The organism is Anaerotignum sp., from assembly GCF_031981185.1.
In the GTDB taxonomy this organism is placed as follows: Bacteria; Bacillota; Clostridia; order Lachnospirales; family Anaerotignaceae; genus Chakrabartyella.
Genome location: NZ_DALYUL010000015.1, coordinates 60,820 through 83,455, shown reverse-complemented (window position 1 = coordinate 83,455; position 22,636 = coordinate 60,820). Strand labels below are relative to the sequence as shown.

Sequence of the window (22,636 nt, the reverse complement as noted above, 5' to 3'; positions counted from 1 at the left end):
AATAAATTAAATTACATATTATGTTTAAAAAGTGCAAAATAATAAGATATGTTTTGTCTTTTTAAATAAGTTTTGTAATTTAATTTGGGGTATCGAGGGTAGCCATAAAAAGTCTCTTGGCATAGAGAGGAAAATAATAAATTAATATTAATATTGTTTGTTTTAGGGGTGATATAAGTGGAACTGACACATCAGCCATTAATATACTTATTTAACCATGTATTAGACAATGATATACAAAAATGTATTAACAATTTTATATTATTTGAAGTTAAACAAGCAAAAGAAAAATATCAAACAGATAGCCTTTGGATTGCAGACCAAAAAATTGGTGGAATAGGTGCATATGCAATGCCAGCGGATCCAGTTAAAAATCCATTTCCAGGGGGTATAAAAAGATCTTTATATAGACCGTTACAATATGTTCGCTCTGATATTGATATATGTGACATTAGAATGCATGGTAGATATATAGTTCAAAATTGCGGTATGCACTTAGAGGAAGTCTGCAGATTGGTATTAAAGACTTACAAAGTATTAGGTAAATTACGATTTCATAATTCTACATTAGGAAAAGCAATACAGTTAATTAAAAGGTTAAATATTATAGATGTTGATATAATTTTTGCTCTTGAAAATTATGTGAAAATATATAATCTTTCTAAACATGAAGTCAATCAAGATGAATCAAGGGAGAGACTTTTTAATGCATATGAAGCAATTACTGCGTATTATTCGGCTAGAATTTTAGGTGTATATTTGTTAAGGAAAATAAATTATCCAGAGAGTAATGATATTTTCAAAATTAATAATGAATCAGTTATTTTTGAAAATTAAAATGATTGTGAAAAAAATTAAATGGTTTATATGGCAATAAATTAAATACCCAAGAGAGTTTCCCATTATGTTTATAATGGGACGTTATTTAAAAGAAGGTTATATTGAAGTCTTACTATCCTGCAATTAGTATTATGTTGACTAAGTAATTTATCAGAATCGATAAAAGAAACCATATCTTCTTACCGTTTTTATACAACTAAACTGGCATGAGCTGATATACATTTTCAAGTGATTTTTCACAATTTGGTACTATTACTTCGATTTTGACGCTAAACACATTTGAACGGAGGTATGCCTATGAATCCTAAATATATAAAATATCATTTAATCATAATTTACCTTTTGCTTGCACTGATATTATACTTTTGTATGAAGTCTTTTGAACAGAATGAACTTCTTAGGCGGATGCTTTTAGTGCCAGAGCTATTCAAGTAAACATTGATATAACAGCAAAATGTTGAAAAATAAAAACAAATACTAAACATATGAGTCTTAATTTAAAGTCATGCTAAACAAAAACAACCCCTTATAAAAGAGGTTGTTTTACCGTTTTCATGACATATTTCGTGACATATTTGGGCTTTTTTGAGCCGTTTTTTATGTCACAGAGCAACTTTTTGTATCACAGAACGCATTTACTAAAATGCTTCAAAGTGCTGATATTTCAGCGTTTTCCCCAGTTTCTAGGCTTTGTTTAATACCTAGAAAAGAATGGAGATGAGGGGAATCGAACCCCTGTCCGAAAACCCATCCATAAGAACTTCTCCCATCACAGTCAGTCTTTTAACATTCCCTTAGAATATCGCCGATTGACAGGCTATACCCCTTGGTAGCTTCATAAGTCTTTTTACGCCGCAAAGCTTAAGCGAAAAAGTGCCTCGCCTTTCGACGCCGGGTTCTTTGACAGCGAGTGATCAAAGGCCGACGGCTGCCGCAATTAGGCAGCGATTGCTAAATTATTATTGTCTTTTCTTTTTAAAAGTTTCCGGCTTGATGACGCAGTTAACCGGCCTGCGGATGGCTATCCCTATTTTCAAGACTCCCGTCGAAACCATTACATCCCCGTATTATAAAATAGGTCTAATACAGATTATAAGGTTAGATTGCGTATCTTAAATTCTTTTTCGGCCTGACGTTTTTGATCATTTTTTGAAATGGTGTCTCTTTTGTCATAGAGTTTTTTACCTTTTGCTAAAGCTATATCAATTTTAACCAGACTACGATCAAGATATACCTTAAGAGGCACAATGGTATATCCTGCTACTTTACTTTCTTGAGAAATCTTTCGTATTTGATCTTTATGAAGTAAAAGACGTCTCACCCGCAGAGGATCTTTATTAAAAATATTTCCCTGCTCATAAGGGCTAATATGCATGTTGTAAATTAAAGCCTCTTCATTTTCAATGCGAATAAAGCTTTCTTTTAAGCTGCATTTACCAGCACGCAGACTTTTAACCTCTGTACCTACCAAAGAGATACCGGCTTGAAATACTTCTTCAATGAAGTAATCGTGATATGCTTTTTTATTTTGAGCAATAAGCTTTGTACCGTTTCCTTTTGCCATAAAAAAACCTGCTCTCTTCTCGAATCAATACTTTTGTGAGAAATCTCTCAAAAGCATGATATCATATATTTGTGAAAAAGGCAAATGACAATCATATTACAAAATTTAGTAATCATGGAAATTTTGTGTCACAATTCATTTAAATATACAAAAATTATATCATTTCTTAAAATAAAATTAAAAATCTTCCTTTTTGTTAAAAAAAGAAATATAATAGTCCGAGTATATCTTCGTAATAGAGGTTTTAAATAATTACGACCTATTAAAGAGGTTATCTAGTGCTTTTTCCCCCGTAGGCGAGACTTATTAAAGGTGGAAATTCAATGGAGTGTGAGGATCAACCTTACACAGAGAATGAAATCTAAGAGAACATTTGAATAGTAATACTCAGAGTGCAAATAAGACTACCATTAAAATAGGAAGAATGTTTGAATTAAGATGAGAGGGAATGAAGAGAAGTTATGTATGTGAAAAAGACTGCTGTTATTATATGTGTTTCCGCTGCTATGATATGCGGTGCAATAAGGTTGTCCATGCGTCTTACTGAAGCAAGGGAGCTGGAAATGGAGGTTTCGAAGCCTCAACAAGAAATCACTGCTCAAGAACAAACAAATATTTATAATGAAGGGAGCAATATCCCCCTATATTATGATGAAGAGGATGTACTGCTTTTACCTATAAGAAATGTTGCGCAAGGATTAGGCGGAACTGTTACTTGGGATAAGACAACAAAAAATGTGGCATTAATGTACAAAGGAAAGAAACTATTGCTTGAGGCAGGTAATAGCAGTGCTCAAATGTGCGGATACCATATCAAACTACATACCCCACCACAGTCCATAAATGGGTGTCTTTATGGAGAAGCATCTATAATCTCTGATTTCTTCTCAACAGAGGTTCGATGGGATAGTGCTAAGAAACAAATTTCCTTGAAGTCTAAGGAAGGACTTATACCCATTATTGAATCTGATTTTTTAGTTGGGAAAAGTCAAGGGAAAGAGTACAATTTAGAAATTCCAGTTATTATGGGCTTAAATGATGGTAGCTATGAAAAAGGATTGAATAAAGAGATTGTGCAGGAGATCCAAGGATTGGCCGACGAATTTATGTTGGATGAAGGGGACGGAAACTTTCACCTTCAATTGGAAAAAGGTTTGGTAAACGGGGAATTTATTTCTCTTTATTGGAGAGGCGAAAAGGGAGAACAATCTATTTATAAAACAATAAATATTGACTTAAGGGAACAAAAAACTAAATTATTGACGGACATGCTTACTGAAAAAGGTATTGAAAATCTTAAGGAACAGGTTCCATTTACAGAGAACCAACTTTTTTATATAACTGAGGAGAAAGACCTTGCATTGATTGAAACTGAGAACGAGGAGCCGACTGTCGTAGTATTACCTGGGAATGGTGACATATTAAAAGGACAATGGCAGACAAAATATGCGGATTTCATATTTGGTTAAGCAAAGTAGAACGAAATTTTATTTATTAATTCTTCCTATAAGTTGATTACACAGAAAAAAGTATGGGAATAATAATTGTAAAAATTCAAGGTTAAAATCAAACAGTTAGAAATTAAACTACAAGAAATGATAATAAGTCCTAAAATATGACAATTATTAAGTAAATCGAATTCAAATTTTATATTTCGAAACTCAAGATATGCAAAATCATGTTATTGAATCAATTAAAATTATAAATGAAAAAAATAAAAAAAAATTATTGACATTACATTATCAATCTAATGCAATTTCGACGTTTTCTTTGTTGTGATAAGTGAAATATAAAAAGTCTTGTCTGACATAAAAAAGGCTGGAAATCTTCACTTTTTTGGAAAAATGCATAAATAAATTTTTTTTTGGTAGAATGTATTAAGCAAAGACGCCAAAAAAGCTTTTGTTAGAAACATAACGCTGAAAATTATTTTAATAGTTGAAAAGACAAAGGTTTGATTGTATAATGAACGAGTAAAAAAACAACCGTTTTTATGGAACTGGAGATTGATAATTGTCTGACAATCAATGTGACAAATATCTGCCATTTCTTAAAGAAACGGTGGGAACTTGTTCTGAGAACGGCAGACTGGTTTTCCAAGGCAAAAACAGACTATATTTATAATTTGTAAGGAGGAAGTACGAATGTCTAAAGTAATGAAAACAATGGACGGTAACGAAGCTGCTGCATACGCTTCCTATGCGTTTACTGAAGTAGCTGGCATTTTCCCCATCACACCATCTTCTCCAATGGCTGAAAAAACAGACGATTGGGCGGCGAATGGCAAAAAGAATCTTTTTGGCCAAACTGTAAAGGTTGTAGAAATGCAGTCTGAAGCAGGCGCTTCCGGTACTGTACACGGCTCTTTGGCAGCAGGTGCGTTGACAACAACATACACTGCATCTCAGGGTCTGTTGTTAATGATTCCCAATATGTACAAGATCTCCGGTGAATTACTTCCCGGCGTATTCCATGTAACAGCTCGTGCTTTGGCTGCACAGGCGTTATCCATCTTCGGTGATCACTCTGACGTTATGGCTTGCCGCCAGACAGGCTTTGCGATGCTTGCATCCAACAGTGTTCAGGAAGTTATGGACTTGGGATGTGTTGCGCATTTAGCTGCAATCAAAGGCAGAGTTCCTTTCCTGCATTTCTTTGATGGTTTCAGAACCAGCCATGAAATTCAGAAAATCGAATGCGTGGACTATGATGAATTGGCAAAAATCGTTGATATGGATGCTGTAAATGCATTCAAGAGAAACGCTTTGAACCCTGAGCACCCTGTAATCAGAGGTACAGCTCAGAATCCTGATATCTACTTCCAGGCTCGTGAAGCTGCAAATAAGTTCTATGACGCACTTCCTGCAGTTGTAGAAGAATATTTGGGCGAGATCAACAGAATTACAGGCAGAGATTACAAGTTATTTAACTACTATGGTGCTCCCGATGCAGATAGAGTTATTATAGCAATGGGTTCTGCTTGTGAAGCAATCGAAGAAACAATTGATCACATGGCAGCACAAGGCGAAAAAGTTGGTTTGGTTAAGGTTCACCTGTTCAGACCTTTCGTTGCTGCTAAATTATTGGAAGTTCTTCCTAAGACAGTTAAGAAAATTGCTGTTTTGGATAGAACAAAAGAACCCGGCTCTCAGGGCGAACCTTTGTACATGGATGTTTGTACAGCAATGTTTGAAGCAGATCAGGCTCCTGTTGTTGTTGGCGGACGTTATGGTTTAGGTTCCAAGGACGTTACACCTGCACAGTTTATTGCTGTTTACGCAAACTTGTCTCAGGACAAACCTAAGAACCACTTCACAATCGGTATCAAAGACGACGTGACAGGACACTCCTTAGAAGTTGGTAAGGAAATCAGCGTAACAGAAGGCGATGGCACAATCAGCTGTAAATTCTGGGGTCTTGGTGCTGACGGTACTGTTGGTGCAAACAAAAACTCCATCAAGATTATTGGTGATCATACAGATATGTACGCGCAGGCTTACTTCAGCTATGACTCCAAAAAATCCGGTGGTATTACACAATCTCACTTACGCTTTGGCAAGAAGCCTATTCGTTCCACATACTTGGTTAAGACAGCTGACTTCGTAGCTTGCCATAAGCAGGAATATGTAAATCTGTATGACATGGTTACAGAATTGAACGATGGTGGTACATTCTTATTGAATACTGAATGGAGCAAGGAAGAATTGAGCGAAAAGCTTCCTGCAAAATTAAAGAGACAGTTGGCTGAAAAGAAAGCGAACTTCTATATTATTGATGGTACTGCAATTGCTAAGGAAATCGGTTTGGGTAACAGGGTTAACACTGTTCTTCAGTCCTCTTTCTTCAAGCTTGCAAACATCATTCCGATCGAACAAGCTGTTGAATACATGAAGAGTGCAATTAAGAAGTCCTACGGTAAGAAGGGCGACACAATCTTGAACATGAACTACGCTGCTGTTGATAAAGGCGTAGAAGGCATGGTAAAGGTTGAAATTCCTGCTGATTGGGCAAATGCTGTTGATGCAGAAGCAAAAGAAGCAAGAAAAGCACCTGATTTCGTTAAAAACATTGTTCATCCTATGAATGCTCAGGAAGGTGACAGTCTGCCAGTTTCCGCTTTCTCCGGTAGAGAAGATGGTACATTCCCTTGCGGTACAGCTGCTTATGAAAAACGCGGTGTTGCAGTTGATGTTCCTGAATGGATTCCTGAAAACTGTATCCAGTGTAACCAGTGCTCTTTTGTATGTCCTCATGCTACAATCAGACCTGTATTGGTTACTGATGCAGAATTGGCAAAGGCACCTACAGGCTTTACAGCAGTTGCTGCTAAGGGTGCAGGCTTTGGCGAATTGAAATTCAGAATGCAGGTTTCTCCTTTGGATTGTATGGGTTGCGGCAGCTGTGCTGTAGTTTGCCCTGCTCCTAAGAAAGCTTTGGTAATGCAGCCTATGGCTACACAGGAAGCTGAAATTGCAAACTGGGATTTCGCAATTGAAGAAGTATCCCCTAAGGCTAACCCTATGGGTAAACAGTCTGTAAAGGGCAGCCAGTTTGAACAGCCTTTGCTTGAGTTCTCCGGCGCTTGTGCAGGCTGTGGTGAAACACCTTATGCAAAATTGGTTACACAGTTATTTGGTGATAGAATGTATGTTGCAAATGCAACAGGCTGCTCCTCTATCTGGGGTGGTTCTGCACCTTCTATGCCTTATACAACAAATAAAGACGGCCGTGGTCCTGCTTGGGCAAACTCTCTGTTTGAAGATAACGCTGAGTATGGTTTAGGTATGGCTACAGCAGTTAAGCAGATGAGAGAAGGCATCAAAGGCAGACTTGAAACTTTGATATCTTTGGATGCTTCCTTTGCAGCAGTTGCTGATGAATGGATTGCAACAATGAAGGATGGCGAAAAGTCCAGAGCTGCTTCTGACGCTTTGGTTGCTGCATTAGAAGCTTACAAGGGCGCTGACGCAGAAGTTAAGACAGTCATTGCTTATGTGCTTGAAAACAAAGACCAGCTGGCTAAGAAATCTCAGTGGATCTTTGGTGGTGACGGTTGGGCTTACGATATCGGTTACGGCGGTTTAGACCATGTATTGGCTTCCGGCGAAGACGTAAACGTATTCGTATTCGATACCGAAGTTTACTCCAATACTGGCGGTCAGGCTTCTAAGGCTACACCTGTTGGTGCAGTTGCACAGTTTGCTGCATCCGGTAAGAAAATTAAGAAGAAAGACCTTGGTATGATGGCTATGAGCTATGGTTATGTATACGTTGCTCAGGTAGCTATGGGCGCTGATAAGAATCAGGTAGTTAAGGCTATGATGGAAGCAGAAAAATATGATGGTCCTTCCTTGATTATCGCTTACGCTCCTTGTATCAACCATGGTATGAAGGGTGGCATGAGTGGTGCTCAGACTGAAATCAAGCGTGCTGTTGAAGCTGGTTACTGGCATATGTACAGATTCAATCCTACTTTGAAAGAAGAAGGAAAGAATCCATTCACATTGGATTCTAAGGAACCTACAGCAAGCTTCAAGGACTTCTTGTTAAATGAAGTTCGTTACAGCTCCTTGCAGAGAACATTCCCTGAAGCAGCGGAAGCTCTCTTCGTGGAATCTGAGAAAAATGCAAAAGAAAGACTGGAAAACTACAAGAGATTGGCAAACCAGTAATTCTAAAATAAGTTAGACTTTAAGCGGGAAGCATTGCTTCCCGCTTTTTTTTTTACAAAATTGTAGTAGAAAAACACTGTTTGTTATCATTTAGGAAAAAATATTTCACTTTTATTGGAAAAATTTATAAATTAAAAGAATATTAAGAAATATGGAGAGACTTCTTAGAATTTATCTTCTATAATAAAGGTTATAAGAAAAACTGAGGAGGCAATTACATGGCTTTATCTAAAAAAAAGAAAATACTAATAGCTGTTGCAGGCTTAATTGTAGTAGCAGTTGGAGCAAAGGTTGCATTTGGAGGGAATAAAACCCCCGAAGGCACTATGGTTAGCACCTCTCTTGTAGAGAAACAAGATATAGAAGAAGTTTTGAAGTTAAAAGCTGTTTTAGAAGGCACGGAAAGTACGGAAGTCGTATCAAAGTTACGATATGAAGTAAAGCAACTATTGGTCAAGGAAGGCGACAAAGTGAAGAAAGGGCAGCTGTTGGCTGTTTTGGATAGCTCTGATCTTGTGAAGCAGATGAGTTTAAGCAAAGGGGAATTATCTTTATTACAATTACAGCAAAAAGAAACACTTGATAAAAGACAGGTGGAATATGACAAGCTGAAAAAAGATTACGATGACTTAAAGGCTTTGTTTGATGTTGATGCAGCCAGCCAAAGTGAAGTGGATGAAGCAAAAAGAAAACTGGATGATATCGAATCTGTAAATGGCGTAGCTGTTTTAACAGATTCTGAAAAACAATCATTGGACAATATGGTTCGAAAGGTTAGTGTTGAAGCAGATACCTTAAAGGATTGTAGAATTACCAGTATGATTGACGGTACCATTACTCGCGTGAATACAAAGGTTGGACGATTTGCCAATGATACAGAGAATGACAAGCCAATGTTTGAAATTGAGAATATAGATAACCTGCAAATGAAGGTTTTGGTAAAAGAAACGGATATTGCGAAGGTTAAGCTTGGACAGAAGGTTGATATTACAGCAGATATTTTAAACGGTGAAAATGTAGAGGGCGTTGTATCCCGTATCTCTCCTACTGGTGAAAATAAGGATGCAAATTCCACTGAAAGAGTAGTTCCTGTTTACATAGAGGTTATTGGCACGAATGAGAAGCTGATAGCCGGTATTACTGCTAAGGCTACCATCCATATTGCTAAGTCGGAGCAGGTTTTAACTGTTCCTTATGAGGCTGTGAGTGAACTTGAGGATGGTTCTACAGTCGTTTATGTTGTGAAAGAGGATAGTACAATTAAAATCATACCTGTAAAAATCGGGCTAGAGACAGACCTGCTGGTTGAAGTGCAGGGAGATGGATTAACCGAAGGACAGCAGATTGTTCTGAGCCCCAGCCTTGCGCTGACGGAAGGAATGACCGTTATCCCTCAGTAGGAGGTGCAGGATGAAGGAAGTAATTAAAATTGAAGAACTAAACAAGATTTATGATACAGGTGCGATTCAAGTACATGCATTGCAAAATGTCTCCCTCACCATTGAAGAGGGCGAGTATGTGGCAATTATGGGGCAATCCGGTTCGGGTAAATCTACCCTAATGAATATTTTAGGTTGTATGGACAGAAATTTTCAAGGAGCCTATTTATTGGATGGCATTCCTATTATGAAACAAAGCGAGGATGATCTTTCTACAATCAGAAATAAAAAAATTGGTTTTGTATTTCAGGCATTCCAGTTAATTCCCAGAACATCAGCCTTGAAAAACGTAGAAATTCCTATGATATACGGAGGAATAAAAGCTGAGGCAAGAAGAACAAAGGCAGAGGATTTGTTACATAAGGTTGGACTGGAAGGTCGTGTGCATCATTTACCCAATGAGCTTTCCGGCGGTCAAAAGCAAAGAGTGGCCATTGCCAGAGCGCTGGCCAATGATCCTGCTTTGATCCTTGCCGATGAACCAACAGGTAATTTGGATAGCCGATCTTCCCATGAAATTATGGGTTTTTTCACTAAGCTGAACGATGAGGGTGCAACGGTTGTTGTGGTTACCCATGAAGAAGATATTGCCCAGTGTACAAAGCGGATTATCCGTTTCCAAGACGGGCAGATAGTGAGCGATGAAAAGGTGGTGAAAGAGGGGTGATATTCGAAAATATCAAATTGGCAATGTTCTCTATTCGTGCCAATAAAATGCGTTCCTTTTTGACTATGCTGGGCATGATTATTGGTATCAGCTCCGTTATTGCCATCGTTTCGTTGGGGGATACCATGCGTAGCGTTGTTGCCCAGGAATATGAAAATTTCGGCTCTGGCTTAGCGGGTTTGTATATAATGTCTCCGGATGATATGTACTCTGAGGATCAGATGTTTACAATAGAAGATGCAAAGCAGTTAAAGGAAGCAATGGGAGAAAAACTTAGTTATGTTGGATTTCGCAGCAGTTCTAGAACAGACCTGAAGTCCGGAAGAAAGAAGGAAACGGTTTATCTGTCTGGTTTGGCAGAAAATCCTTCGGCACTAGAGAAACTTAAAATAATACATGGACGTATGCTAAACGACAAAGATTTTCAGGATCAGAAGAAATTTGTTGTGATAGATAGCACAACGGCAGTTAATATTTTCGGAAAAGAAGATGTTGTGGGAAAAATGCTAAAGTCAACCATTAACAATCAGGCGGAGGAGCTTATGGTTGTTGGTGTGTTTCAGAATACGGATTCCGCTCTGAAAAAATTAATGAATCGTGGCTCATTTGCCAATGCTTTTATTCCAGAAAGCGTTATGATTGGTCCAAATGAGCATCAATGGCAACTTTATTTTTGCATATCAGATGAAAATAATATGACGCAGTCACAAACTTCGATAGTTAATTATATTGCAAGAATCAAAAACCAGGATGTGGCAAATGTTGTCTGCCAAACTGCAATGGAAGAAATGAAAAGCATAGATGGTATGCTGGGTTCCCTTTCCGCGGTAGTAGGTGCCATTGCAGCGATTTCTCTTATAGTAGGTGGTATCGGAATTATGAATATCATGCTGGTATCCGTAACGGAAAGAACGAGAGAAATCGGTATTAGAAAGGCCCTTGGCGCAAGGACAAAAGATATTATGATTCAGTTTTTGATAGAAGCTGCGGCTATATCTGCTGCAGGTGGGATAATTGGTACCATTTTGGGAATTTCCGTCGTTGCCATTGGTGGTATGATGGTGGGCATAGGCGTTGTGGTTAAGCCTACAGTTGTAGGTGTGGCAGTTGCCTTTTCCGCTGTGGTTGGTTTGGGGTTTGGTTTATACCCTGCCAATAAGGCGGCAAAAAAAGATCCAGTTGAAGCATTGCGATATGAATAATAAGACTTTAAAACAGTGTGCAGAATCGTACACTGTTTTTTTGTGAGACTTTTCATCAGTGATTATTTATGAGTGGATTCTCATTTAAAAAATGTATTAAAAAACTGCAAGTATAAGCAATTGCGTAGAAGATGGGGTTTTTCTAAAAATTCTGGTTTAGCTAAGACAATTTTACATAAAATGAATACTTATTTTTATTACATATGTGGCAAAGAATAAATATTAACATAATAGCATTGAAAAGGCATTATAAATAAGGCACTTAAATGGTGATTCCTTATCATATATTCATGGGACGTATTTCATCCAGTTGGGACAAATTTTTATTTTCTCTTTTTTATCGTAAGGAAATATGATATAATATAACATAATTTGCAAAAATTGCATTACGGGAGGTGCAAAATGGAGTTGAAAGAAAATATGAATGAAACAAAACCCTTTGTGCACCTGCACGTTCATACAGAATATAGCCTTTTAGACGGTTCTGCCAAGATAAAGGAGCTAGTACAGCGGTCAAAGGAATTGGGGATGGACAGCATCGCCATAACGGATCATGGGGCCATGTATGGAGCAGTGGAATTTTACAAGGCAGCTTTAGAGGCTGGTATTAAACCTATTATTGGTTGTGAGGTTTATGTAGCGCCGGAGTCACGGCTAATGAAGGATGCAAAAAACAGTGGCAGTTATCATCTTGTGCTTTTAGCTGAGAATAACGAGGGTTATCAGAACTTAATAAAACTAGTTTCTTACGGATTTATAGATGGTTTCTATTATAAGCCACGTATTGATAAAGAGCTTTTGAGGAAGCACCATAAAGGTCTTATTGCCTCCAGTGCTTGTTTAGCGGGGGAGGTAGCCAGAAATATCATTAACGTTTCTTATGAAAAGGCAAAGGAAGCCGCATTGGAATATTTAGATATTTTTGGTGAGGGCAATTTCTATCTGGTGCTACAAGACCACGGTATTAGGGAGCAAAAGCAAGTGAATATGGCTTTGGTTCGTATGAGTGAGGAAACAGGCATACCTCTGATTGCAACAAATGACAGTCACTATATATATAAAGAGGATGCGGATCCTCATGATATTTTGCTATGCATTCAAACGGCAAAAACAATTTTAGATGAGGATCGCATGCGTTATGAAGGCGGTCAGTTTTACGTAAAAAGCCCTGAAGAGATGTATGATCTATTTTCCTATGTCCCTCAAGCGCTGGAGAATACGGCAAAGATTGCAGAAAGATGTAATGTTTCCTTTCAATTTCACGAACTAAAGCTACCGCAGTTTGATGTGCCCCAAGCGAAAACAGCTAACCAATACTTGAGAGAAGTTTGTCAGGCTGGTTTTCAAGAAAAATATCCAGAGGGAAAAGCGGAGTGGAAAGAAAGGTTGGAATACGAGCTTTCTACCATAGAAAATATGGGATATGTGGATTATTTCCTGATTGTTTGGGATTTTATTAAATATGCCAAGGACAACGGAATCATTGTTGGGCCAGGGAGAGGTTCGGCGGCAGGAAGCATGGTTTCTTATTGTTTATCCATTACTACCATTGACCCGTTGAAGTATGATTTAATTTTTGAACGATTTTTGAATCCAGAACGTGTCAGTATGCCGGATATAGATATTGATTTTTGTTATGAGCGGCGACAAGAGGTCATAGACTACGTAATCCGCAAATATGGAGAGGATCATGTTGCCCAGATTATTACCTTTGGTACTATGGCGGCTAGAGCGGCAATAAAGGATGTAGGTCGTGCTTTAGCCATGCCTTATGCAGATGTTGACCGTATTTCTAAAATGATACCAACGGAGCTTGGAATTACTATAAAAAAAGCGTTAACCATGAATCCTGACCTACAGAAGGCATATGAAACAGAGGAAGACACCCATCGTTTGATTGACACCTCCTTACGCTTAGAAGGCCTGCCAAGGCATTCCTCCACCCATGCGGCGGGGGTTGTTATTTGTAAAAAACCGGTTGTGGAGTACGTGCCCTTGAGTGCAAATGAAGGACAGGTAAATACCCAGTACACCATGACCCTTTTGGAGGAGCTTGGGATTCTAAAGATGGATTTCCTGGGGCTTAGAACCCTTACGGTGATTCAAAACGCTGTGCAGGAAGTGGAACGTATCCATGGGATTAAGATTGATATTGATAATATCCCAGATGACGATGAATCGGTCTATCAGCTTATCAGTCAGGGGAAAACGGAGGGTGTTTTCCAGCTGGAAAGTGCGGGGATGAAGCAGTTTATGCGAGAACTTCAACCCAAGCGGCTGGAGGATTTGATTGCGGGAATTTCCTTATATCGTCCCGGCCCTATGGATTTTATTCCTAAATATGTTAAGGGCAAAAATAATCCTGAGAATATTCAATATACCCATAAAAGCTTAGAACCTATTTTAGAAAATACCTATGGTTGTATTGTTTACCAAGAGCAGGTTATGCAGATTGTGCGGGACTTGGCGGGTTACAGCCTTGGGCGAAGCGATTTGGTACGTCGTGCCATGAGTAAGAAAAAAGCATCGGTAATGGCGGAAGAGAGAAAAAATTTCGTTTATGGTGTTGGTGATGAGGTTCCGGGATGTGTGAAAAACGGGATACCAGCTGAAGCAGCAGAAAAAATATTTGATGAAATGACAGATTTTGCCAAGTATGCCTTTAACAAAAGCCATGCGGCTTGCTATGCTGTTGTTGGATATCAAACAGCATGGTTAAAGACACATTATCCGGTGGAATTTATGGCGGCTTTAATGACCAGTGTTATGGATAACGCAGGCAAGGTTTCAACATATATTGAAGAATGCAAAAAAATGGGTATCGCTTTGCTGCCTCCTGATATTAATGAGGGTTATGGTCATTTTTCTGTTTCTGATGGAAAAATAAGATTTGGACTTGCAGCTATTAAAAATGTTGGACGTGGTGTTGTTAATGCCTTGGTTGGCGAGCGTGACAGGGATGGCTTATTTCAGTCAATGACTGAGTTTTGCAATCGAATGGAAACGGGTGAAATCAATAAACGTTGTTTTGAAAGCCTGATTAAAGCTGGTGCAATGGATTCCTTAGGCGGTGCCAGAAGTCAATATATGGCGATTTACAAAAGTATTTTGGATGGAATTGGTCAGGCTAGAAAGAATAATATTGAAGGACAATTAAATTTGTTTGAGCTGGATATGGGTGAAGAGAGCTATCAGCTACAAGATGATCTGCCCAATGTGGCTGAGTTTTTATCCAGAGATAAGCTTGCAATGGAAAAAGAAGTTTTGGGTATTTATGTAAGCGGACATCCATTGGCAGAATATGAGAATAGTTTAAGAAGAAAAATAAGCCATAGCAGTATAGATTTTATGCCGCGGGAAGAAGACGAGGAGCGTCAACAAATTCCAGATGAAACGAAGGTTATTGTTGGCGGTATGATTGCAGGGGTTTCGGTGAAATATACAAGAAACAATGATAAAATGGCTTTTCTGACACTTGAAGATTTCCAAGGAACAATGGAGATTGTTGTATTTCCAAAGGTATATCAGCAATATGCTGATCTATTGTTAGAAGAAGCGGTAATACTAGTAAAAGGACGCTCAAATGTATCGGCAGATGGAGAGGCAAAGGTAATTGCATCTAAAATGCAGATTTTACATTTAGAGGAGACTCTACCTGCCGCGGTATGGCTTAAAATTGAGAAAGATAGAGAGTTACCTTTACAGCAGATAACGGCGATTTTAGGGCGTTATCGTGGAGACATTCCTGTTTATATTTATCAAGAAAGTACAAAGGAAAAAAGAAAAGCGGATAAAAAAAATTGGGTAGATGGTTCATTAGAATTACAGGAAGAGTTAAGACTTTTACTGGGTGAGGGTAACGTGGTGATGAAAGAAGGTTAGGAGGCTGGGTATGAATGAAAAAGACATGGAGAATACGCCATATATATGCGTAAAAGCCTTAGAAAAAGGTGTAAGTATTATTGGAGTAACCCGTGGCGAGGTCACCAAAATTCATCATACGGAAAAACTCGACAAGGGCGAGGTTCTGATTGCCCAATTTACCAGGAATACATCTGCTATTAAAATAAGAGGTGAGGCGGAAATTTATACCCAATTTGGGATGATTCAGTCAGAAAATTTTGAGAAGGAATAAATTTGGGATTGGAGGAATTTAAGATGGAGCAGAAAAAGATTCGCAAAATTGGTGTATTAACCAGCGGGGGGGATGCTCCCGGTATGAATGCTGCGATCCGTGCAGTTGTAAGAACAGCACTCTTTCATGAAATTCAGGTAATTGGCATCCGCAAAGGCTATAACGGACTCTTAAATGGTGAAATCAAGGAGATGTACAGCAAAGATGTCTCCAATGTGATGAACTTAGGCGGTACTATTTTGCATACGGCACGTTGCCCCGAAATGATGACACAAGAAGGGCTGAACAAAGCCGCAGCAATATACAAAATTTTAGGTTTAGATGCACTGGTGGTTATAGGCGGGGATGGCTCTTACAGAGGCATGGCAGAGCTGGCAAAGCTTGGCGTAAACTGCATTGGCATTCCTGCAACCATCGATTTAGATATGAATAGCACGGAGTATTCCATAGGTTTTGACACTGCTGTGAATACTGGTATGGATGCTTTAAATAAGTTGAGAGATACATCCAGTTCCCACGAGCGCTGTTCAGTGGTTGAAGTTATGGGGCGTGATGCCGGCTATATCGCTGTATGGTGTGGTATGGTTGGCGGTGCCGAAGATGTTATGTTTCCTGAAGCAAAGGGTGTTATCGACAGCCAGAAGGTGATTCAACAAATTTTGGAAAACAGAAGCATTGGCAAGCGGCACAATTTAATTGTGGTTGCAGAAGGTGTTGGTGGTACGCAGAAACTGGCAAATGATATTCAGGAAATCACGGGTATTCAAACCAGAGCAACTATATTAGGACATTTGCAAAGAGGCGGAAGTCCCACTGCAATTGACCGTATGCATGCGTCCATGATGGGTTATCATGCCGTAAAAACCATTTTGGAAGGGAAAGAGAATCAAGTAATTTGCTTTAATAAGGGGCAATATGAAGTCATTGGTCTTGAAGAATCATTGGGGATGGATAAAACTTTAGACAAGGATATCTACAACGTAATTAAAATTCTTGCTATATAATTAAAATTCTGCTTATTATTGGATTTTTTTATTTTACCGGTTTCAAGAGAACTTGGAACAATTAGCCGTAGGGTATTTTTCTTCGGGAATGGAAATTTAAGAAATGTCCAATAAGGATAGAGACCACTGCAAAGGGAATTGCAGACTAAGGTTTCTTTTGTCTAAGGATTTTAATTGTTTTATATTATTAATTGTAAAGAAAGAGGAGGTACTGCAATGCGCAGGACAAAAATTGTATGCACACTGGGGCCGGCAACGGATGGTGTTGAGATTATGAAAAGTTTAATTCAAAATGGGTTGGACGCCGCTCGTGTGAATTTTTCCCATGGAACTTACGAATCTCATGGGGAAATGATTAAAAAACTTAAACAGGCCAGAGAGGAATTGGGCGTTCCCATTCCCTTGATACTGGACACAAAAGGCCCTGAAATCAGAATTAAAACCTTTGCCGAGGGTAAAATTATTCTGGAGCAGGGAGACAAATTTACGCTAACCACGGAGGACATAGAAGGAACCAAGGAAAAGGTATCTGTAACTTATTTAAATTTACCAAAAGATGTTCAGATTGGTTCTCGTATTCTGATTGATGATGGCTTGATTGAGCTTAAGGTTGATCGCATCGTAGGCCCTGAGGTACAATGCACGGTTATTAACGGTGGCAAGGTTGGTTCCAAAAAAGGCGTTAATCTACCTGGAATAAAAGTGAATTTACCTGCTTTAACTGATAAGGACATTGAAGACTTAAAATTTGGTATTAAAAATGGATTTGATATAGTAGCAGCATCCTTTATCCGCTCTGCTGGCGATGTAACAAGAATCAGAAGAGTGTTGGAGAAAAATGGCGGCGACGGTATCCATATTATAGCAAAGATTGAAAACCAAGAAGGCGTGGACAATATTGATGAAATTTTAGAGGTTTCTGATGGTATTATGGTTGCAAGAGGTGACTTGGGTGTGGAAATTCATCCTGAAGAAGTACCCTTGGTTCAAAAGCAGTTGATTGCCAAGGCCAACCAGCGCAGCAAGCCGGTTATCACAGCAACACAAATGCTGGAGAGCATGGTGAATAGCCCGAGACCTACTCGAGCGGAGGCAAATGATGTTGCCAATGCAATTTTTGACGGCAGTGATTCCATTATGCTTTCAGGGGAAACCGCAGCGGGAAATTATCCCCTTGAAGCGGTTGCAACCATGGCTCGTATTGCTGAAAAAACAGAAAGCAGCATTAACTATAGTAAGTTATTAACCAGACAACCAGATGGTGTAACTACGAATATCACCAATGCCATTAGCTTTGCCGCTTGCAGCACTGCCGCAGAATTAAACACTGCGTGCATATGTACCATTACGCAATCGGGCTTTACAGCTAGAATGATATCCAAACATAGACCTGTTTGTCCTATTGTTGCAGCTACCATGTCTGAAAGAGTTTGGCGTCAGCTTAACCTGGTTTGGGGTTGCAAGCCAATGCTGCATAAAGATAAGCTTCCACAGGGTAGAGTTTTTGACACCGGTATGAATCTTATTCAGGACAGCGGACTGGTGAAAAACGGTGATACCGTTGTTATGGCACTTGGTATGCCGTTGGGTGTAAGTGGAGCCACCAACACCCTGCGGGTGGATATTGTTGGAGATGTGCTATGTAAAGGAATTGGCGTTGGCAAAAAAAAGGCCAGCGGGAGGGCTAGAGTCATCAAAGTTCGGGAAGATATAGAGCGCAACTTTCAAAAGGGTGATATTTTAGTTGCAACATCTACGGACAATGATTTTATGCCATATATTCAAAAGGCATCAGCCATTATTGTTGGACCTATGGATCATAGTGACAATTGCCACGCTGAGATTGCAGGAAGAGCACTAAATATTCCAGTAATTATTTGTAATGCAAAGGTTACTGATTTTATTCCTTGTGATGCTTTGATTTCAGTAGACGCTGCAACAGGCTTTGTATATGCAGGATTGCCTGGAGATAAACAAAAAGATTGATAATTATAATAGAAGGTCGTACCGAATGGTATGACCTTTTTTTATGAAAAATCAGGAAAGCAAAGATAAGATTGATAACTATTTAATGTAAAAGAAAAAATACTCGGTGTGCTTAGTTTGAATGAAAGGTGACATTGATGAAATAGATGGATTGGAAAATTATTTTCTTAGCTTTCTTCATCTATATTTGATACAATCAATAAACGGGTATGTTTTTTAAATAGATACCGGATATTAAGGTAAAACCCCTATAGTTAAAGAAAATGAAAGAGTTTTTTATTGTGTTTTATAAAGATTTTTGATATAGTAAGAATGATGTAACGAAAGGGAAAGTAGTGGGTGGTATGATATGAGAGTAATCTCCGGGTTGGCAAAAGGACGAAAACTACAAACAATTGAAGGTTTATCCACAAGACCCACCACAGACAGGATAAAGGAAACTTTATTTAATATAATTGCCTTTGATTTGCCTGAGGTGAATTTTTTGGACTTGTTTTCCGGCAGTGGAGCCATTGGTATTGAGGCATTAAGCCGAGGTGCATCAAAGGCAGTCTTTGTTGAGAATAATCCACAGTGCCAACAGATTATTCGAGAAAATTTATTGCATACCGGATTGGACAAGCTAGGGCGCGTATTGGGCTTGGAAGTGCTTCAGGCTTTGGCTCAGCTTTCAAAGGAAGAGGCTATGTTTGATATTATTTTTTTGGATCCGCCTTATGCAGCCGGGCTTACAGAGCCTGCACTCACAGAAATAGTTAGCGGCGGGTTGCTAAAAAAAGATGGTTATATAATTGTTGAACGCGCGGCACAAGTCCCCCTTGTACCGATACCCGGGCTTCGGGTTTTGCGCGAAAAAGAGTACAGAACTACAGTTATGACGTTTCTGTGCCTGGAGGAAGAAAATTTATGAGAAAAGCTATTTATGCAGGAAGCTTTGATCCTATCACATTAGGACATATGGATATTATCAGGCGAGCGGCAAAGCTGTTTGATAGTTTGGTTGTAGCAGTATTGGAAAATCCCAATAAATGCTCTTTATTTACAGTAGAAGAGAGAAAAGAACAATTGGAATTGGTTCTTTCTGAAATGGAGAATATTGAGGTTGCCTCTTTTCGTGGGCTTTTAGCTGACTTCGCCAAGGAGGTTGGCGCAACAGCCGCAGTAAGAGGGCTTCGTAATACCATGGATTTTGCGGTGGAGTATCAGATGTATTTAATCAATCGTAAACTTGGGAAGGATATGGAAACCGTTTTCTTAGCGGCGGATGAGGATCATCTATGCTTAAGTTCCACCAATGTTAAAGAAGTTGCAGTTTTTGGTGGGAATATTGACTTTATGGTTCCTCAGCAAATTAAGCCTTTTATTTTAGAAAAATATAAGAAGTGAGGGAATGCTATGGATTCTGTTTTGCAATTATTAGACGAATTGGAAGAAATTTTAGATAGTAGCAAGGGGGTGCCTTTTAGCAACAAGGTATCTGTTGATAAAGACGAAATTTATGATATTATCAGCGAAATCCGCATGAAGCTTCCCAATGAATTAAAGCAATCAAAATGGGTCATTGAGGAAAGAAATAAGATTTTGATAGATGCACAAAGGGAAGCTGATGAACTATTGAAAAATGCGGAAGACCGCATGGTTAGAATGGTTGATGATAATGAGGTGACGAAAAAGGCTTATGAGCAGGCTGCTGCCATTATTGATTCTGCCAAGAAAACCTCGAAGGAAATGCGATTGGGAGCCATGGAATATGCAGAGGGCGTTTTGGCTGATGCAGAGGGTAAGCTGAAAGAATTAAAAACCGTTGTTTACAGTGAAAGTATAAAAACAGATGATTATTTTGCCCAAACGCTGAACGTTTTAGCTGAGAATATTCAGGAGCTGCGCTTAGGCAAATAATCCTATTGTTTTTGTCGTAGAGCGTATACAAATGCGAAGAAAAGAAACAAAAGACTGCATTTTATATATGAAACAGGAAAGAAAAATTCAGTTTCTGCCATCATAGCAAAGGTAGGAACTGTTTTTTGTACGCAATTTTCAATGAATGGAAATATAATATAGAAAAATAGACCGCTGAATATGCTATTACAAATTTTAGCCGCAAGATAGCGGCTTTTTTTTATGGGCACATTTCTTAAAATTCCCATAGTCTGAAATAAAATAGAAAGACCTCCCAGTGCCATTAACATACAGGTAGCGGTGAGTCTAAAAATCAATGGGTCTGGGGCACTACTTAAGAGAAATGCTCCGTTGGTCATTTCTAACAAACCACCGAATATTCCTGAGAAAAAGTCTACAGAGAAAGGTAAGAACGAAAAGACTTTTGCAATGAGATGCAGTAGCCCTGTTTGTTGAAAAGCCTCCACATAAACGGCAAATAGAATGATATAGCCACCGATTTGTGTGACAGTATCCATGGAATCGGCAATGGTTTGCGGGAGACATTGGCTGATTGAAGATGGACTTTTTTTGCAATAAGGAACAAAATCATCCCTGGCATTTTGTGGATAAAACAAACGAAACAATATTCCCGTTGCAACTGCTCCTAAAAAACAGCATAGCAAGAAGAAGTATCCCCAATAGGGCGCTTGAAAAAAAGCGGCACCTACTGTTCCGACCAGAAACAATGGGCCGGGATTATTAGAAAAGGACAAAATATGCTCCGCCTGTGAAAGTGATATTTTTTTTTCTGTATACAATGTGGCAGTAATTTTTGCTCCCATAGGGTAACCAGAAAATATTCCAAGAAAAAAGGGGAATGCAGCTATTCCCGGTAGGCCAAAAATAGGCCTCATCAGTGGTCTTAACCATTCCCCTACTGTCTCTGCTGCACCCATCCGCAACAACAGTCCACAGGCCACCATAAAAGGGAATAGGGAGGGCAAGACTTGATTAAACCATAGCATGACACCCTTTGTACTCGCTGCCAGCATAGCCTGAGGATAGCGCAGTAAGGCAAAAATCAAAAAGCAAGTACAAAGGATAACGAAGGAGTTTTTTCTCATTTTTTAATGCTTCTTCCATTATGTATTGTTACAATTTATGCCTCAAAACGTTGTTCTATGAGGGCAAGTTACAAGTAAACTAGTGGATGGGATTAAGAAGCTGGGTGACTTAAGTTCAAAAGTTCTCCTTTGATAATTAATGATTATGAATGCATTAACCATTTTAATAGTATATCAAGCTTGTGTACAATTTTGTTACAGGATAGCCATAGGCATAGTAAAATCTTGATTGGCACCACGATATAATGGGGTAGGTGAAGCCATTGAATATAAATCAGTAGCGGTTTTTTCCAGCGCTAGCAGGTGCAGGCCGTCTTCGTTCAGAATTTCAGGAGCCTTTTTCAAATTAGTCAGAACAGGGCATTTTGCATTCATTGTAAGATCACCTAAAAGCTCTGCACTTTCTTTGCGAAACCCAAGTACTCGAATATATGGCATATAAGGCTTTTTCATAAAATAGGCAACCTCTGCGCCTTTGATATCTAATAAAATATGAAGAAGGATTCGCTGAATTTTTGTTCGTGTATAACGCTTCGACTTAATAAATTCAATAATATCCTCAATCTCGTAGGCAGTATCAATTGCTCTGAGAATTCTGTTTTCCAAGCCTTCCGTTACTTCAAAAATTTGGCGTAAATCATCAACGGACATTGTTCTTAGTTTATAGTTTAATGAGCCTGCATAGTTTTTCCAGAGGATAGGAGCCGTTCCTAGGGAAAGCGCTTTGCTGTATAGAGGAGAGCAGTTTTCCGGAACATGAGATAATGACTCTGTTAGCTGTTCTTCTAGAATTCCGTTTCGTATTGCAGAGGCAGAAGAAAATTTACTTTCAAGTGTAGTGCTATGATAAGCGGCCCCCTCGCGTTTGATAGCCAATGGGGTCATGTTGCATTGGTAGCGCTCCAGAGCTTTTAAATATTCCAATGCTAAAATATGATTTGGCTGGCTTAAAATCTCACTATTGATATTTGAAATAGTCTCCATAGCTTTTGCACGGGCACTAGGGTAGGACAGACCATTATCTAGGTGGGCTTTTAGGAGAGAACGATATTCATCAGTCTCGTTTGTCATTAATTTTGCCGCTTCCTGAAGAGCAGGCAGGTTTCCGCTTTCTGAACCAAA

At 38.9% G+C, this 22,636-nt stretch carries 16 protein-coding genes and 1 other RNA gene; 13 read left to right on the top strand and 4 right to left on the bottom strand.

All coding sequences use genetic code 11. The features are described from left to right. Positions 1-177: 177 nt before the first annotated feature. Positions 178-837, top strand: coding sequence for a hypothetical protein (locus RTK36_RS10065; protein ID WP_312046738.1), 660 nt, complete (start codon positions 178-180; stop codon positions 835-837). Positions 838-1,549: 712 nt separating this feature from the next. Here RTK36_RS10065 and ssrA read toward each other — a convergent pair. Both ssrA and smpB read right to left on the bottom strand, forming a co-directional pair. Next, positions 1,550-1,904, bottom strand: a transfer-messenger RNA (tmRNA) gene (ssrA, locus tag RTK36_RS10060). A gap of 26 nt (positions 1,905-1,930) precedes the next feature. Then, positions 1,931-2,404 carry an SsrA-binding protein SmpB gene (gene smpB / locus RTK36_RS10055; RefSeq protein WP_312046736.1) on the bottom strand — a complete coding sequence of 158 codons (474 nt, stop codon included), beginning with the start codon at positions 2,402-2,404 and terminating at the stop codon, positions 1,931-1,933. A 461-nt stretch (positions 2,405-2,865) separates the two neighbouring features. Between smpB and RTK36_RS10050 the strand changes: the two genes are divergently transcribed. From RTK36_RS10050 to RTK36_RS09995, 12 genes are all read left to right on the top strand, one after another. Then, positions 2,866-3,873 carry a copper amine oxidase N-terminal domain-containing protein gene (locus RTK36_RS10050; RefSeq protein ID WP_312046734.1) on the top strand — a complete coding sequence of 336 codons (1,008 nt, stop codon included), beginning with the start codon at positions 2,866-2,868 and terminating at the stop codon, positions 3,871-3,873. Between the two features lie 675 nt (positions 3,874-4,548). Then, on the top strand, positions 4,549-8,076 hold the full coding sequence (nifJ, locus tag RTK36_RS10045) for a pyruvate:ferredoxin (flavodoxin) oxidoreductase (RefSeq protein ID WP_312046732.1): 3,528 nt from the start codon (positions 4,549-4,551) through the stop codon (positions 8,074-8,076). A gap of 218 nt (positions 8,077-8,294) precedes the next feature. Continuing rightward, positions 8,295-9,476 (top strand): efflux RND transporter periplasmic adaptor subunit, encoded by a 1,182-nt coding sequence (locus RTK36_RS10040; protein ID WP_312046730.1) that lies wholly within the window; start codon positions 8,295-8,297, stop codon positions 9,474-9,476. 10 nt (positions 9,477-9,486) lie between these two features. Beyond that, positions 9,487-10,182, top strand: coding sequence for an ABC transporter ATP-binding protein (locus RTK36_RS10035; protein ID WP_312046728.1), 696 nt, complete (start codon positions 9,487-9,489; stop codon positions 10,180-10,182). After that, positions 10,179-11,384: an ABC transporter permease gene (locus tag RTK36_RS10030; protein ID WP_312046726.1), complete on the top strand. Its 1,206-nt coding sequence runs from the start codon at positions 10,179-10,181 to the stop codon at positions 11,382-11,384. Before RTK36_RS10035 ends, RTK36_RS10030 begins: the two co-directional genes overlap by 4 nt. Positions 11,385-11,786: 402 nt before the next feature. Continuing rightward, positions 11,787-15,266 carry a DNA polymerase III subunit alpha gene (locus RTK36_RS10025; RefSeq protein ID WP_312046724.1) on the top strand — a complete coding sequence of 1,160 codons (3,480 nt, stop codon included), beginning with the start codon at positions 11,787-11,789 and terminating at the stop codon, positions 15,264-15,266. A 10-nt stretch (positions 15,267-15,276) separates the two neighbouring features. Next, on the top strand, positions 15,277-15,519 hold the full coding sequence (gene mtrB / locus RTK36_RS10020; RefSeq protein WP_312046722.1) for a trp RNA-binding attenuation protein MtrB: 243 nt from the start codon (positions 15,277-15,279) through the stop codon (positions 15,517-15,519). Between the two features lie 23 nt (positions 15,520-15,542). After that, the gene (locus tag RTK36_RS10015; RefSeq protein ID WP_312046720.1) at positions 15,543-16,523 is read left to right on the top strand and encodes an ATP-dependent 6-phosphofructokinase; all 981 of its coding nucleotides are present in this window, start codon (positions 15,543-15,545) and stop codon (positions 16,521-16,523) included. 216 nt (positions 16,524-16,739) lie between these two features. Next, positions 16,740-18,509: a pyruvate kinase gene (gene pyk, locus RTK36_RS10010; RefSeq protein WP_312046718.1), complete on the top strand. Its 1,770-nt coding sequence runs from the start codon at positions 16,740-16,742 to the stop codon at positions 18,507-18,509. A 349-nt stretch (positions 18,510-18,858) separates the two neighbouring features. Continuing rightward, positions 18,859-19,419, top strand: a complete 561-nt coding sequence (rsmD, locus tag RTK36_RS10005) for a 16S rRNA (guanine(966)-N(2))-methyltransferase RsmD (protein WP_312046715.1) — start codon at positions 18,859-18,861, stop codon at positions 19,417-19,419. Continuing rightward, the gene (gene coaD / locus RTK36_RS10000; RefSeq protein WP_312046713.1) at positions 19,416-19,895 is read left to right on the top strand and encodes a pantetheine-phosphate adenylyltransferase; all 480 of its coding nucleotides are present in this window, start codon (positions 19,416-19,418) and stop codon (positions 19,893-19,895) included. Before rsmD ends, coaD begins: the two co-directional genes overlap by 4 nt. Before the next feature lie 9 nt (positions 19,896-19,904). Continuing rightward, positions 19,905-20,408, top strand: a complete 504-nt coding sequence (locus RTK36_RS09995) for an ATPase (protein WP_312046711.1) — start codon at positions 19,905-19,907, stop codon at positions 20,406-20,408. Between the two features lie 2 nt (positions 20,409-20,410). Here the strand turns inward: RTK36_RS09995 and RTK36_RS09990 are convergent, their stop codons facing one another. Together RTK36_RS09990 and RTK36_RS09985 are read right to left on the bottom strand one after the other, a co-directional pair. Continuing rightward, positions 20,411-21,514: a nucleoside recognition domain-containing protein gene (locus RTK36_RS09990; RefSeq protein WP_312046708.1), complete on the bottom strand. Its 1,104-nt coding sequence runs from the start codon at positions 21,512-21,514 to the stop codon at positions 20,411-20,413. Positions 21,515-21,709: 195 nt separating this feature from the next. Beyond that, positions 21,710-22,636 (bottom strand): nucleotidyltransferase family protein (locus tag RTK36_RS09985; RefSeq protein ID WP_312046706.1); only part of this gene is annotated, 927 nt, incomplete at its 5' end.